This window comes from Rhodoferax sp. (assembly GCF_012927445.1).
Taxonomy (GTDB): Bacteria; Pseudomonadota; Gammaproteobacteria; order Burkholderiales; family Burkholderiaceae_C; genus Rhodoferax.
In genome coordinates this window covers 727,222-741,063 of sequence record NZ_JABBPD010000007.1, presented here as the reverse complement: position 1 = coordinate 741,063, position 13,842 = coordinate 727,222, and the positions used below count along the sequence as shown (strand labels likewise).

The 13,842-nt window shown below is 61.6% G+C and carries 11 protein-coding genes; 4 read left to right on the top strand and 7 right to left on the bottom strand.

Features of this window, described 5'->3' with window-relative positions:
• Position 1: 1 nt before the first annotated feature.
• The 6 genes from HHJ17_RS15205 to recG all read right to left on the bottom strand — a co-directional run bounded on the left by HHJ17_RS15205 (position 2) and on the right by recG (position 10,006).
• Positions 2-3,937: a Pls/PosA family non-ribosomal peptide synthetase gene (locus tag HHJ17_RS15205; protein WP_296506390.1), complete on the bottom strand. Its 3,936-nt coding sequence runs from the start codon at positions 3,935-3,937 to the stop codon at positions 2-4.
• 209 nt (positions 3,938-4,146) lie between these two features.
• A complete protein-coding gene (gene ubiA, locus HHJ17_RS15200) occupies positions 4,147-5,064 on the bottom strand; it encodes a 4-hydroxybenzoate octaprenyltransferase (protein ID WP_296506359.1) in 918 nt (305 codons plus the stop codon).
• The gene (locus HHJ17_RS15195; protein ID WP_296506356.1) at positions 5,061-5,975 is read right to left on the bottom strand and encodes a Dyp-type peroxidase; all 915 of its coding nucleotides are present in this window, start codon (positions 5,973-5,975) and stop codon (positions 5,061-5,063) included. The genes ubiA and HHJ17_RS15195 overlap by 4 nt, the downstream gene beginning before the upstream one ends.
• A gap of 16 nt (positions 5,976-5,991) precedes the next feature.
• Positions 5,992-6,945, bottom strand: a complete 954-nt coding sequence (locus HHJ17_RS15190; RefSeq protein WP_296506354.1) for a LysR substrate-binding domain-containing protein — start codon at positions 6,943-6,945, stop codon at positions 5,992-5,994.
• A 40-nt stretch (positions 6,946-6,985) separates the two neighbouring features.
• Positions 6,986-7,597 carry a hypothetical protein gene (locus HHJ17_RS15185; RefSeq protein ID WP_296506350.1) on the bottom strand — a complete coding sequence of 204 codons (612 nt, stop codon included), beginning with the start codon at positions 7,595-7,597 and terminating at the stop codon, positions 6,986-6,988.
• Between the two features lie 159 nt (positions 7,598-7,756).
• Positions 7,757-10,006: an ATP-dependent DNA helicase RecG gene (gene recG, locus HHJ17_RS15180; RefSeq protein ID WP_296498032.1), complete on the bottom strand. Its 2,250-nt coding sequence runs from the start codon at positions 10,004-10,006 to the stop codon at positions 7,757-7,759.
• 3 nt (positions 10,007-10,009) lie between these two features.
• On the opposite strand from recG, the gene HHJ17_RS15175 reads away from it, so the two are divergent.
• Both HHJ17_RS15175 and HHJ17_RS18800 read left to right on the top strand, forming a co-directional pair.
• A complete protein-coding gene (locus tag HHJ17_RS15175) occupies positions 10,010-10,423 on the top strand; it encodes a nucleotidyltransferase domain-containing protein (RefSeq protein ID WP_296498035.1) in 414 nt (137 codons plus the stop codon).
• A gap of 73 nt (positions 10,424-10,496) precedes the next feature.
• The gene (locus HHJ17_RS18800; protein ID WP_366557548.1) at positions 10,497-10,652 is read left to right on the top strand and encodes a HepT-like ribonuclease domain-containing protein; all 156 of its coding nucleotides are present in this window, start codon (positions 10,497-10,499) and stop codon (positions 10,650-10,652) included.
• 210 nt (positions 10,653-10,862) lie between these two features.
• Here the strand turns inward: HHJ17_RS18800 and HHJ17_RS15170 are convergent, their stop codons facing one another.
• Entirely contained in the window at positions 10,863-11,288 is a 426-nt protein-coding gene (locus HHJ17_RS15170; RefSeq protein WP_296498038.1) for a hypothetical protein, read from the bottom strand.
• A 389-nt stretch (positions 11,289-11,677) separates the two neighbouring features.
• Between HHJ17_RS15170 and HHJ17_RS15165 the strand changes: the two genes are divergently transcribed.
• Together HHJ17_RS15165 and HHJ17_RS15160 are read left to right on the top strand one after the other, a co-directional pair.
• Positions 11,678-13,357, top strand: a complete 1,680-nt coding sequence (locus HHJ17_RS15165) for a diguanylate cyclase (protein WP_296498042.1) — start codon at positions 11,678-11,680, stop codon at positions 13,355-13,357.
• A 201-nt stretch (positions 13,358-13,558) separates the two neighbouring features.
• A complete protein-coding gene (locus HHJ17_RS15160; protein WP_296498045.1) occupies positions 13,559-13,798 on the top strand; it encodes a DUF2442 domain-containing protein in 240 nt (79 codons plus the stop codon).
• Positions 13,799-13,842 lie beyond the last annotated feature (44 nt).

Here is a 13,842-nt window from a genome sequence, read left to right as displayed (position 1 = left end):
CTCAATGGCGCGCCGGTGCCGCCGGGCAGCCCTTCCAGCTGGTGGCCGCCGGGATGAATTCCCCTTTCATCACCAGCGTCAGCGCCCCCAATTGCGCATGGTCGGCCACCACCGCGCCATACAGCACCGCACTGCGCGGCCCCATGTAGACGCGGCGGCCGATGGTGACGTGGTCCACCTTCATCACGCGGTCTTCAAACAAATGGGTTTGCGGACAGGCCAGACCGTTGAGTTCGCTGTAGTCGCCCACCGTGACGCAATCGAATTCGGTGATATCGGTGGTATCGAGATAGACGCCCTTGCCGATGCGACAGCCCAACAAATTCAACGCCATCGGCAGCCAGGGCGTGCCGCGCAGATAACGCAAGAAATTGGGCACGGCAATACCTTCGTACAAATTGGTCACGCCTTCTGAGAGCCAGACAAACGGCGTCCACATCGGGACGCTGCATTTGCGATAACGCTGCAGCAGCAACCACTTGAGCGCCGCGATGAAAAAGAAGGTGCCGATGCCATACAGCAGACCGGCCACGGTCAGATAGAGGATGACGTCGCCCCAGCGGCCGTCGCCGGCCATCGGCATGACATTCAAGACCACGGTGTAACCGACCGAAATCACGATCGCATGCGGCGCCACGATGCGGTAGGCCTCAATCAAGCCGCGCGCCAGCCGGCGCACCGGCGACGGCCGATAGGTCAGGTACTCCGGGAAACCGCTGGTCTGCTCGCGCGCCGGCAGATTGATTGGCGGCGAACCAAGCCAGGTATCCCCGTCCTGCATTTGCATATTGGCCGGTGCCGTGGAGTGCACCCCGATCAGGACGTTTTCCGGCAGCGTCGTGCCATCCGGAATGTAGGCGCCATTGCCGACAAAGCTGCGGCGCGAAATCACCGTCGGCTGCATCGTCATCCAGCCGCCGTCGATGTGCTCGTCGCCCAGCATGACGGCATCGGCAATGAAGGTTTCATCGCCGAGCGTCAGCATGTCTGGCACCAAGCCAAGCGCCGACGAAATTTCGGCATCGCGGCCCACCTTGGCGCCGAGCAAGCGATACCAGAACGGCGCGTACACCGTCGCATAGACGCCGTGCAAAACCGCGAGGCTGGACTCCTGGATCTGGTTGACCAACCATTTGGAACAGTACAAATTGCTGTGCACCGGCCAGCTGCCCGGCTTGAGACGTGGCAACACGGTCCAGCGGATGCCGGCGGACAGCAACGCGGTGCAGACGATCAGCACCGCGGACGCCGGAAAGGCGAGGATGAAATACTTGAACAGCTGAAACGACACGTCAGAACTGCGCAGTATGGGGAAACGCTCGACATCGTCGATCCAGTCAATCAGGATGAAGCTGGGGAAAACCGGCAAGAAGAACAAGGTGGTGATCAGCAACGCGCCGAACACAAAATACACCGCCTCAACCAGCACGCGCTGGCGCGACAAGGCCGGTCGGGCCCGATTCGAGGCCGGGTCAAAGGCGCCGATATCGCGTGCCGGCGAACCTTGCCAGATGCGCCCGGCGGGCACGACCTCGCCGTCGCTCAACGCCGACTGGCCTTCCAGATGGCCGAAAGCACCGATCGCCGTATTGCCTTCCAGCACCGCATAGGAACCAATGCAGGCGTCGCGCCCGACCGTGATTGCCCCGAGCCACAACTCGCCATGCTCCACCCGCGCATTCTCAAAATTGGCGGCATTGCCAATGCTGCTGCCGTCACCAATGGTGAGCAAGTCCGGCGCGCGCAAGGTCATGGAGCCGATGACCACGTCGCGGCCGATTTGAGCCCCGAGCGCGCGCAACCACCAGGCGTACATCGACGAGCCGCTCAGCAGATAACTGGGCGCCGCTTCGACCAAGCGGTCGGCCAGCCACCAGCGATAGTAGGTGAGACCCCAGAGGGGATATCGTCCGGCTTTCAGGCGGCCCACAATCAGCCATTTGCCGGCAATCGCCAGCGCAAACTCCAGTAACGTGGCGATCAGAAACGCCGCCACCGAGGCGGCGATGGCAACGGCGATCGAGTCGCTGGGCTCCCCGGTAAAGAAGTGATAGGTGAAGAACGGCGCCATCCATTGCGCCATGCTCAGCGCCACCAGCGCCGGCACGGCGGCCGCTTGCGCCAAGCCGCAGCGCCAGCGCTTGAAGGCGGACGGCGGCACCCAATCAATGTCGACGGCGGGCCCGGCTTCATGGGCTTCGGCCAGCACCGCGGCGATGCGGCCGATGGTGCGGTTCTGATAAATGTCACGCACCGTGACGTGGGCAAAGTGCGGGTCCATACGCAGTGCCGATGCCAGTCGCGCCGCGAACAGCGAATGGCCGCCGAGGTCGGAGAAAAAATCCGCACTGCGAACAATCGGCTGCCCAGGGAAAAGCTTGGCCAAGGCGCCGAACAAGGCGTGCTCGGCCGGCGTGTCCGGCGTATCCGAACCCGTCGCCTCGTCCGTGGCAACGGCCAGCGGCCGCGCCTTGAGCGCCTTGCGATCAATCTTGCCGGAAGTGAGGCGCGGCATGTCAGCCAGCAGCTCAAAATACCCCGGCACCATGTACGACGGCAGCGATTCGGCCAGTGCCGCGCGCAACACCGAACTCCCTAGCGTGACACCGGCCTCAAAGACGATGAAGGCGATCAACTGGTCGATGCCCTCCTGCTGGCGCAGTAGCACGGCCACGGTGCCGATACCGGGCAGCTTGGCCAGCGCCGCCTCGATCTCGCCCAGCTCCACCCGAAAGCCCCGAATCTTCACCTGGTCATCGGTGCGGCCCAGGCATTGCACACAGCCGTCGGGATCGATGCGGGCCAAATCACCCGTGCGGTACAGCCGGGCATCGTGCACGTGGCGGCGCCATGGATTGGCGAGAAATTTTTCCGCCGTCAGATCAGGCCGCCCCAGATAGCCGGCGGCGACGCCGGGCCCGGTGATGCACAGCTCGCCGACCTCGCCGCGTGGCATCAGAACGAGTCCGTCTTCCATCGCGGGGTTGATAACGAACAGGCCGTAATTCGGCAGCGGCCGTCCGATGGTGACCGGCTCGTTCGGGTGCAGCTCGGCCAGACTGGCCGACACCGTCGCTTCCGTCGGGCCGTAGGTGTTGAAGACCTGTCGTTCTGGCCTGGCCCAGCGCGCCACCAGCGACTGCGGACACATCTCACCGCCCAGATTGATCAGGCGCAAATTGGGCACCTCCTGATTGAACAAGGCCAGCAGGGTCGGCACCGCATGCAACACCGTCACCTGGTGGTCCACCAGCGCCTGCGGCAAGGCTTCCGGATCAGACGCCACCTCTTTGGTGGCGATCCACAGCGTGGCGCCGGCCAGGTAACTGATCCAGATTTCCTCGAACGACATGTCAAACGCGACCGAAAACCCCTGGTACACCCGGTCGCTGTCGCGGATGCCCAGCAGGCTGTTTTCGCTGCGCAAAAAATGGCAAATACTGGCTTGACTGATTTCGATGCCCTTGGGCTTGCCGGTCGAGCCCGAGGTGTAGATGACGTAGGCCGGGTGCGTCGGCAGCACCCCTTCGCGGCGACACAATGACAAGGACGGCGCCAGCAACTCCTCTGCCGTCCAGACGGTTTGCCCAAACGCACCGAGGAATGGCGCGAACGCCGCGCAAGTAACGATACCGACGGCGTTGGCATCCGCCAGACACACGCCAATGCGCTCGACCGGCGCGTCGGCATCGAACGGCAACCACGCGGCACCAGCCTTTGCAATGCCCGCCTGCATCACCAGCGCCTCAATGCCGCGCGGCAGCCACAAACCGACGATCTGGCCGGGCTGCACGCCCGCCTGCAGCAGCCATGAGGCGACCTGATCCGCCTGCGCGTTCAATGCTTGATATGTCAGCTGCCGGTCCCCGGCCATCAGTGCCACCTGTTGCGGCAGACGGAGCGCCGTCGCCTCCAGAATATCGGCGAGCACTTCCATGCGAAGCAAATCGGGATCGATCGGCCCGTACAAGATATCGGGCAGTGGGGGACTGCCAGCCAGCGCCGAGGACGATGGCGCCGATGTGGCGAACGGGTTAGCCACAGGAATTGGGGACATGAAAGAGGCGCTAACGCAAAATTAAAATATTAGCACGGCCCACCTCGTGGCCGTTACCCGTTAAACCCGCAGACCTGCAGCCGGCGTGGCTAGGCCAGGGCGTAACTGGCGGCAATCCCTGCAAACAGGACGAACCCCAGCCAGTGGTTCAAGCGAAAGGCCTTGAAACAGCCCTCGCGCGAACGGCTTCGAATCAGGGCGTAGTGCCAGGCGACTTGCGCCAACGCCAACACGACCGCTATATAAAATATAGCACCTTGCGCATACGGCAAGAGGGCTACAGCCCAAATTGATATAAATAACAGATAGAAGAGCAGAATCACCGGCACATCCAGCCGGCCCAGGGTGATGGCGGACGTCTTCATGCCGATCAGCAGGTCATCATCGCGGTCCACCATGGCGTACTCGGTGTCATAGGCCAGCACCCACAACAGGTTGCCCAGCACCAGAGCCCAAACGAGTGACGGCACGCTGATCGGCCCGGAAAAAAGACCGGCCGAATCGCCGCCCTGCACGGCGGAAAAAGCCATCGGAATGCCAAAGCTGAACGCCACCCCCAGCACCGCTTGCGGCATGGAGAACAGGCGTTTGGCATACGGGTAGACCAGCGTGACCGCCAGCGCGCCAAACGACCAGCCCACGGTGGCGGCGTTGGTGGTGAGCACCAGCGCAAACGCCAGCAGCGCCAGCAGCGCCCCGAGCAGCAGCGCCTCTTTGACCGAGACCGCGCCGGTGGTCACCGGGCGCCCCGCCGTCCGTTTGACGTGCCGGTCAAAATCACGGTCGGCCACGTCGTTGATGCAACAGCCGGCGCTGCGCATGAGGATGGTGCCGAGCGTGAAGACGGTCAGCAAATGCCAGCCGGGAAAGCCGTCCGCCGCAACCCACAAGGCGCTTAACGTTGGCCACAGCAGCAGCAGCCAGCCCGCCGGGCGGTTCCAGCGAATCAGGCTCAGGTACAAGGCCAGTTGACGGCGAAACACCCCCGGCTCAACCGGCTGGCTCATAAACCGAGCACGCGCAGGTCCAGGCGACCGTCCCGCAGCGGTGGACACCAGAAAAAGGCGCCGGTGATCGGTTTGGAGATGAGGAACAACGCGTCGGTGATTCCATCCTCCTGACCCGCCATACGGCGCATTTGCATCTCAAACGCGTCAAAGGACTTGCCAAAGGCCACAAACACCAGCCCGGCCTGGCGCCCCTGCGCCCACGGCATGGAGCGGCGCAGCACAAACGCTTCCGGCTCAAAGCTCTCTTGCGCCGTGCGCTTGACGTGCGAGGAAGGTGGCGCGTCCTCCAGTTCTTCGTTGTCGCTGCGGCGCCGTCCGAGCGTGTTGTCCTGCTCGCCAGCGGCCATCGCGTCGAAGGCATCAAAGTCATGCAGCCACTGCTGCACGGCCATAAAGCTGGAACCTTCCAGGCCAGGCCCACACTGCTGCACCAGGGCGGCCGCCTGCGCCGCATCGCCGGACGGGTTTTCCGTGCCATCTTCGTAACCAGTCAAATCGCGGCCTTGGCCGGTCGGGCCTTGCCCATGTCGAAAAGCCTCAATCAGCAAGTCAAGCTGCAAAGCCGGCGCCAGGACTTTTTCGATCCGGCGCGTCAGGTGAAAAAGTTCACCATGGTCATCGCCGCGCAGCCAGCAGCACAGGGCGGCGGGCGTGCTGGGCACCTGCACGCCATGACCCGACATCGCCTCGAACGGGTGCAAACCGGGCACCTGCGCACCCAGTGCCTGCACCAATTCAGGCCCTAACCCCACCAACACCTGCTTGCCATCGGCGAGGTCGGCCAGCCGGGCCAGGCTGTCGCGCAAGGCCTGCGCGGGCGCTTGCGCTGGCACTGGCGCCATGGAAAAAAACAGGTAGCGCCCGAGTTGCGGGGCCGGCGCCAGAATGGCAGCTTGGGAAAGGCTCATGGGAACAATATTTTTATCAGGACAATCGATGGACGCCCGGCAACTCGCAGGCGTAGATGGCATTGCGCAAGGCCGCAATCGCCTCGTAACGGGTAAAGCTGCGTCGCCAGGCCAACACCACCCGGCGCGTGGGTGGGTCACCGGCGAACGGCAGGTATTTGATGTAGGCGTCTTCATCCCGCTTGCGCCGGGGTTTGATCGCCAGCGCTTCTTTGGGCACGCTCAGGCGCGGCACCAGCGTGACGCCCATGCCGGCGGCCACCATGTGCTTGATAGTCTCCAGCGACGAGCCTTCAAAGCTCTTGCGAATGCCCTCGGCATTGCTGGAAAAGCGGGCAAATTCCGGGCACACCTCCAGCACATGGTCGCGAAAACAGTGGCCGCTGCCCAGCAGCAGCATGGTTTCGCGCTTCAGCTCTTCGGTGGTGACTTGCTCTTGCGCCGCCAAGGGGTGATGCGGCGGCACGGCGGCCAAAAACGGCTCGTCATACAGCGGGGCGATCGCCAGCCCGGCGTCCGGAAACGGCTCGGCCAGAATGGCACAGTCAATTTCACCGGTGCGCAGCATCTCCAGCAGCTTGACGGTGAAGTTCTCCTGCAGGATCAGCGGCATTTGCGGCGTCTGGGCAATCATCTGGCGCACCAGATCGGGCAGCAGATACGGGCCGATGGTGTAGATCAATCCCAGCGTGAGCGGCCCGTCCAGCGGGTCTTTGCCACGCTTGGCCAGCTCCTTGATATTGGCGGCCTGCTCCAACACGGCTTGCGCCTGGCGCACGATTTCTTCGCCCAACGGCGTCACCGAAACCTCGTTGGCACTGCGTTCAAACAGCTTGACGTCCAGCTCTTCTTCCAGCTTTTTGACGGCGACCGACAGCGTCGGCTGCGACACATAACAGGCCTCGGCGGCCTTGCCAAAATGGCGTTCGCGGGCCACGGCCACGATGTATTTAAGCTCAGTCAGTGTCATGGCGTGATTGTGGCATTCAACGATCCGAATAAAAACCGGCTCAGGGCGCCAGCACCCGAAGCTGTATCAGGCGCCGGGACTCGCCGGTCGCCTCGCTGCTGTAAACCCCGCGCGCTGGACTGCTGCCAGTGGTCGCAATCGTGACCCATTGCCCCAGCGGCGCACTGACGGTGGTCGCCGTCTGGCTGCGTGACTGGGTCGGCAATTCAGAGCCGATGCGATCGCCCACCGCGGCCGCCTGCACCTCAATTTCGACGGTGACCGCTTGTTTGCCGCCCGGCCAGCGGGGCTGCACCGTGAGACTCTGGCCGGCGTCCATCCAGGTCACTTCATTGACCACACTGCCCCCGCTGCTGCGAGACGTAACGCCGGCGGCGGACAGCGATTCGGTTTGCGAACTGGCCGCCTTCACCCATTGCATCGGCAGCGCCTGCTCCAGCCGCAAGCTGGCCTTGGCGCCATTGCGCACCCGGATCTGTTGCGGCGTCAGCAAAGGCTCGCGCGACTGGGTGCTGACCGTGACGCCGCCGGCGTCTTCCACCTGCCGCAACTCCACCACCAGGTCGCGCTTGGGCAACTCCGCTTGCGCGGGTAACGCCGACAACAGCCAGAAGAGGGCAAGGCCAAGGAGATGCAAGACAGAGTGTTTCATGATGAGGGCCATTGTTCCACGGTTGAATTTATCGGACCCATTCAGGTTGCGCCCGGCATGCCACAATTTATCTTTTCGCGGGACTCAACACCCGCGCGGCCTGCCGCGCGAGGCGCAAAGCATTTTTAGCGAGGTGCGGATCGGCGCGCGTTGAACCGGTCAGGCTTTCAGGTAGTCGGTCTTGTCGCCCAGCCAGCGCGTGACATGCTTTTGCGCCAGCGCCGGGTAGTGGTCCAACATCAGCGGCGCCACTTCGCGCGCCCACGCCAGCAAATGGGCATCCAGCGTCAGATCGGCAAAACGCAACAGCGCGGCGCCCGACTGGCGCGCCCCCAGAAACTCGCCCGGGCCGCGAATCTCCAAATCGCGCCGGGCAATCTCAAACCCATCGTTGGTCTCGGCCATCGCTTTCAGCCGGGCACGGGCGGTTTCGCCCAGGCGCGGCGCATCGCCCGTGGAATAGAGCAGCACGCAAGCCGAGGCCGCCGCGCCGCGCCCGACCCGGCCACGCAACTGGTGTAACTGACTGAGGCCAAAACGTTCGGCGTGCTCAATCACCATCAGCGAGGCATTGGGCACATCGACTCCGACTTCAATCACCGTGGTGCTGACCAGCAGGCCCATCTGGCCGCTGCTGAACAAGGCCATCACCGCCTTCTTCTCCGCCACCGGCATGCGCGAGTGCAGCAGCCCGACCATGACACCGGGCAGCGCCGCGCTTAACTGGGCGTGCGTTTCGGTGGCGTTGCTCAGGTCCAGCGCTTCGCTCTCTTCAATCAGCGGGCAGACCCAGTAAATCTGCCGCCCCTCCGCCAACTGGACCCGGATGCGGGCGATCACCTCGTCCCGGCGCGCCTCATTCACCACCTTGGTGATGATGGGCGTGCGCCCCGGCGGCAATTCGTCAATGGTGGAGACGTCCAGATCGGCGTAGTAGCTCATGGCCAGCGTGCGCGGAATCGGGGTGGCGGTCATCATCAGCAGATGCGGTTCCAGCGGGGACAACGTTTCGGCTGGACCAGCTGTCGGTTGGGCCGGTGCAAAGCCGGAACCGGCCACCCGCGCTTCTGGCAATTCATCGCGCGGTGTGGCCAAGGCCTCGGGTCGCTCCGTTTGCGGCGTCAACTTGCTGCGCAGCGCCAGCCGCTGCGCCACGCCAAAGCGGTGCTGCTCGTCGATGATGGCCAGCGCCAGGTTCTTGAACAGCACTTTCTCCTGAATGATGGCGTGCGTGCCAATCACCAGCCCGGCCTCGCCACTGGCAATCAGCGCCAGCATCTCGCGCCGCTCTTTGATTTTCTGGCTGCCGGTGAGCCAGGCAGTTTTGATGCCCAGCGGCTCCAGCCAGCTCACCAGCTTGCCAAAGTGCTGCGTCGCCAGAATCTCGGTCGGCGCCATCAGGGCGCATTGCCAGCCGGCATCAATGCAAATGGCGGCTGCCAGCGCCGCCACCACCGTTTTGCCGGAACCAACATCGCCTTGCAGCAGGCGGTGCATCGGCACGGGCCGGGCCAGATCGTGCATGATTTCTTCGCCGACGCGACGCTGCGCCGCCGTCAGCTGAAACGGCAACGCCGCGAGCAATTGTTCGTGCAGCGGCAAGCACTGGTCGGACTGGTGTCCTGGCCCAAGAGGGCCAGGACCAGCGTGAGGCCGCCCGGCATGGCGCGTCGCCAGTACCGGCGCCCGCAACTTGTCGCGCTCGCGCTTGGACTGCAGTTGCGACAACTGCTGCGCCAGCAACTCCTCCGCCTTGAGCCGCTGCCAGGCCGGGTGGCTGTGGTCTTCCAGCGTCGCCAGCGCCACATCCGGCGTCGGATTATGCAAAAACGATAGCACCTCCCGCATATTCCACAAGGGCTGCAGGCCAATTTCATCTAAAGTTTCTGGCAGCAGGGTGTCCGACAGTTCGGCGCGGGCCAGCCCGCCCTGCACCGCCCGACGCAGGTAGGCCTGCGGCAACCCGGCCACCGTGGGATAGACCGGCGTCAGGGCCACCGCCAGCTCGCCGTCCGCGGCCTTGAACGCCGGGTGCATCATTTGCAAACCGGCAAACCCACCCCTGATTTCGCCGCGCGCCCGAATCCGGTTGCCCACCGCCAGCGCCTTTTGGTGCGAAGGATAAAAGCTGAAGAAACGCAACATGCAGGTGTCCGTGCCATCGTCCACGGTTACCAGCAGCTGGCGGTGACCAGTGATCTTCACCTCGCACACGGTCACCACACCCTCGATCTGCGCCACCTCGCCCTCGCGCACATCGCGCAGTTTGGTGATGCGGGTTTCGTCCTCGTAGCGCAGCGGCAAGTGCAGCGCCAGATCGATGGGACGCACCAGTCCCAGCTTACGCAAGGCTTTTTGCGGGCCCGACAACGGTTTGGGCTTGGTTGAGGGGGGCGGTGCGGCGGTCATGGCATGATTGTGGCTCAGACAGTTGAGCGCCTCTGCGTCCCAAATGGCAAGGGACACAACCATGAAAATTTGTTTGATGAATCCGCAATGCACACCTCATTGGTTTCCCAGCTACCTGACATCTCCGCTTTATGCGAAAAGTATGGCGCTGCGCATCTGGAACTGTTTGGCTCGGCGACCGGCGCGGAGTTCAATCCCGACTCCAGCGACTTTGACTTTTTGGTGGAGTTGGACACTCAAATTCCAGGTTCGCGCGCCAAGCGCTGGACCGAGTTGGCGGATGCACTTGAGCAGCTGCTAGGTCGCCATGTCGATCTGGTGAACCCGTGTTACATCCGTAATCCGTACTTTTTACAAGCTGTCAATAACAGTCGCACCCTGATTTATGACAGACAAAATACCAAAGCTGCTGGTTGATGCGCTGGGGGCTATCGACTCGGCCAAAGAATTTGTTGCGGGCATCGCGTTGGCCGAATAGACCGTTGACAAGATGCGTCGCTCGGCAGTGGAGCGCCAACTTGAAATTCTTGGGGAAGCCTGCGCACGGTTGGCGAAACTGGAGCCCGCCCTGATTGGATCGGTAATAAATTTGAAGCTGGCAATTGACTTGCGCAACCGCATCATCCACGGCTATGACAGTGGATGATGAAATTGTCTACTTCACCGTCACCGATGACCTGGAGGGGTTGCAGGCCGGTTTATCCAGCTTATTGGCCGTGCGTGGCGGACTGAAATCCAATCCCAGTGTGCTTTAAGTGCAAGGATGTCTAATCGCCATCTTTGCGCCACGCCGCTCAACTTGCTCCTTAAAATACAGCAGAATACGATTATTCCGCCGGGCCTACAGGCCAATTTCTTATGAATTTCGCGCCTTGACCGTTGCCGCCACGGCCAGCGCCACTACCACATCACACACCGTCTTGCGGTTTTCCAGTGACAGCGTCATGTAGCGCGCCAGCATGTCGCGGTCCTGCATGGTCAACACGGACATATCGGTCCCGGCATCCTCCGTCTTGAAGGTGGGCGCCAAGGTGCCGTAGCGTAACTCGTCCGCGCTGACATGCAGCCACTCGGCCAGCACGCGCAGCTTGTCCTGCATGGGGATGGACTTGCCTAACAGCCAGTTGCGTGCCGTGTGGGGCGTGATGCTCTTGCCCCAATAGCGCAGATTGAACTCGTTGGCCACAAGTGTGGGTGACGGCCGGATGCCCACGCCTTTGAGCGCGAGCCGCAGCCGGTCGGCGAACCCTTTTGTTTCAATAAGCTGTGATGCGTTTGACATGCATCACAAATTAGATTCATATTCCTTGCAAAAATAGATACAGAATTACTTTTTTTTTAAAAGTTGATTACATTCATTCAGAACATGCCCTTCGGTGAAATCGACCTTGCGTTTACTGTCATTGGGCATGACCACGTCAACGCCGCGCTGATCAGGCGGATGTTGCGCTTGAGCCGGAGGAACCCCGCTTGTGGCGCGCTGAGTTTCAAGCGGGGTATCCCTGATTCACGTGAGGAGGACGAAATGCGCGACTTGAATCCGTCCGTTAGCGGACATACTTCCGCCGCCGATAACTATAAATTTACGTCCACTTAATTAGAGTGACCCGGAGACAGCACTGACACGCGTCAATTGTTTGTCTCTTGTGCCTCACATACAAAAGGACAGGGATGACGCAAATTGACATTGGGAGCCCCAGAGAGAACCACCTCCTGGCCCGGCTGTCAGACAACGCCTTGAAACGCCTGCTGCCCGATCTGGAGCCCATTAAGCTAACCTTGGGCAAGGTGCTTCATGAACCAGGCCAAAAACAGGTGTTCGCCTACTTTCCGACCAACAGCATTGTTGCATTGATCTACCACACCGCCCACGGCGAGTCGGCCAAGGTCGCCATGACGGGTTGCGATGGCATGGTAGGCATCGTTCAGATTCTTGGCAGCGACGCCTCGAATATGCTGGCTATGGTTCAAACCTCCGGCGGTGCCTGGCGTATCCGCACGGAAGCCCTCAGGCACGAATTCTTTCGCGGCTCGGGGCTCATGACCCAATGCCTGCGTTACGCCCAATTGTTGATGGCGCATATGGCACAACTCGTGGTGTGCAGCCGCCATCATCGACTGGAACAACAGCTGTGCCGCTGGCTGCTCTTTACCATTGACCGACTGCCCTCAAACCGGATCAACACCACCCACGAATTGGTGGCCACCCTGCTGGGAGTGCGCCGCCAGGGCGTCTCCGAGGCGACGGTCAGACTGGAGACCGATGGCATCATCGCTCGCCAGCGTGGCCGGATCACGGTGATTGACCGGGCGCAGCTAGCGCAACGGACCTGTGAGTGTTACCACATAGTCAAACAGGAACAGGACCGCCTGTTCACCCGCCTGTTGCCAGAGCAGTCCGCCGACGACAGAGTGAGTCACGCGCAGCAACAGTATGGCGACCGGCACCGGCGTTCAGATCAAACAGAACTGGCCCTCACCGGCAGTGAGCTGGGCTGGTGGGACCTGAACCCGTTCACTGAGCACAATGAGATTCTCTGCAACGAACGCTGTTATGGCATGTTGGGCTACAGCCAGGGCGAGATCAAGTTCACCATGACCAACTGGGACAACAGGGTCCACCCCGACGACGCGCTAGCACGGGCGACCGCAAAGCAAGCCCACTTCGACAAAGTGACGGCCATGTACGAAAGCGAATACCGTATACGCCACAAGAACGGCCATTGGATCTGGATCGCGTCGCGTGGCAAGGTCGTGCAACGCGACGGCGCCGGTCGGCCGATGCGCATGGTGGGCACCACGATGGACATCTCCGCGCGCAAGAAAACCGAGTTGGCTCTCAAGACACTTGCAAATACCGACTTCCTCACTGGCGTGGCAACACGCCGCCATTTCGTCGAGATCGCCGAACGGGAATTTTTACGCGCTGTACGCTACAAATCGCCTTTGTCTCTGCTGGCGCTGGATCTCGATCACTTCAAGCGCATCAATGACAATCATGGCCACGCGGGTGGCGATAGCGTCTTGCAAAGCTTCGTGCAAACCGTGGGCGAATTTTTGCGTGCGGCCGATGTTTTTGGTCGGATGGGTGGCGAAGAATTCTGTGTATTGCTACCCCAGACCGACCTGGAGGGTGCGGGCGCGCTGGCCCGCAGAATTTTGGGGGGGGTGCGCCTGACGCCCGCCCCGATGACGCCCCAATCCGTGAGTTTCACCGTCAGTCTGGGCATCAGCAGTCTTAACACCAACGCGAGCTCATTTGAGGAGCTCATGAGAGCGGCCGACGACGCGCTCTACCGCGCCAAGTCGCTGGGACGCGACCGTATGGAACTGGCGCTGCCTAACGATTGAGCCCAGGATGTGCACTGGGGCCGAAGGCGGTGTTTTCATGGCACTCTTAGGCGTGTGGCATTGATGCCTTTATTTATACCAAATCAGGCTATAGAACCCGTTTAATAATCGTAATTTGCTATTAACTTAATAGCGCATTAACATCTTTTGTGTCGCTGGTCAGACACCGTTTGCCATTGCCCCTTGCGTTAGGATCTCACCATGGAATCCGTCATTCGCGTTATCCCCAGGGATGATTTTTCTCTGGCGCTCTGGTTCGACACCGACGACCATCGCCTGTTCGAGGCTCGCCCCTATTTGAAACGCGGTGTGTTTGTCCGCTTGCAAGATGTCGCTTTGTTCAAGCAGGCATTTGTTGCATTGGACACGGTGTGCTGGCCGGGCGATTTGGACATTGCCCCTGAGACGTTCTATAACCGCTCGGTTGCTCTGGCAAACTGAGAGCTTGGATGCCGCGCCGTCCACTGCAATCTACAGTGGAAGCT

Excerpts from the sequence above, each read along its gene's own strand:
- HHJ17_RS18800 (WP_366557548.1), top strand. The coding sequence starts at position 10,497 with ATGCGTCGCTCGGCAGTGGAGCGCCAACTTGAAATTCTTGGGGAAGCC.
- recG (WP_296498032.1), bottom strand. The coding sequence starts at position 10,006 with ATGACCGCCGCACCGCCCCCCTCAACCAAGCCCAAACCGTTGTCGGGC.
- HHJ17_RS15205 (WP_296506390.1), bottom strand. The coding sequence starts at position 3,937 with ATGGAAGTGCTCGCCGATATTCTGGAGGCGACGGCGCTCCGTCTGCCG.
- HHJ17_RS15160 (WP_296498045.1), top strand. The coding sequence starts at position 13,559 with ATGGAATCCGTCATTCGCGTTATCCCCAGGGATGATTTTTCTCTGGCG.
- HHJ17_RS15185 (WP_296506350.1), bottom strand. The coding sequence starts at position 7,597 with ATGAAACACTCTGTCTTGCATCTCCTTGGCCTTGCCCTCTTCTGGCTG.
- HHJ17_RS15195 (WP_296506356.1), bottom strand. The coding sequence starts at position 5,975 with ATGAGCCTTTCCCAAGCTGCCATTCTGGCGCCGGCCCCGCAACTCGGG.
- HHJ17_RS15165 (WP_296498042.1), top strand. The coding sequence starts at position 11,678 with ATGACGCAAATTGACATTGGGAGCCCCAGAGAGAACCACCTCCTGGCC.
- ubiA (WP_296506359.1), bottom strand. The coding sequence starts at position 5,064 with ATGAGCCAGCCGGTTGAGCCGGGGGTGTTTCGCCGTCAACTGGCCTTG.
- HHJ17_RS15170 (WP_296498038.1), bottom strand. The coding sequence starts at position 11,288 with ATGTCAAACGCATCACAGCTTATTGAAACAAAAGGGTTCGCCGACCGG.
- HHJ17_RS15190 (WP_296506354.1), bottom strand. The coding sequence starts at position 6,945 with ATGACACTGACTGAGCTTAAATACATCGTGGCCGTGGCCCGCGAACGC.
- HHJ17_RS15175 (WP_296498035.1), top strand. The coding sequence starts at position 10,010 with ATGATTGTGGCTCAGACAGTTGAGCGCCTCTGCGTCCCAAATGGCAAG.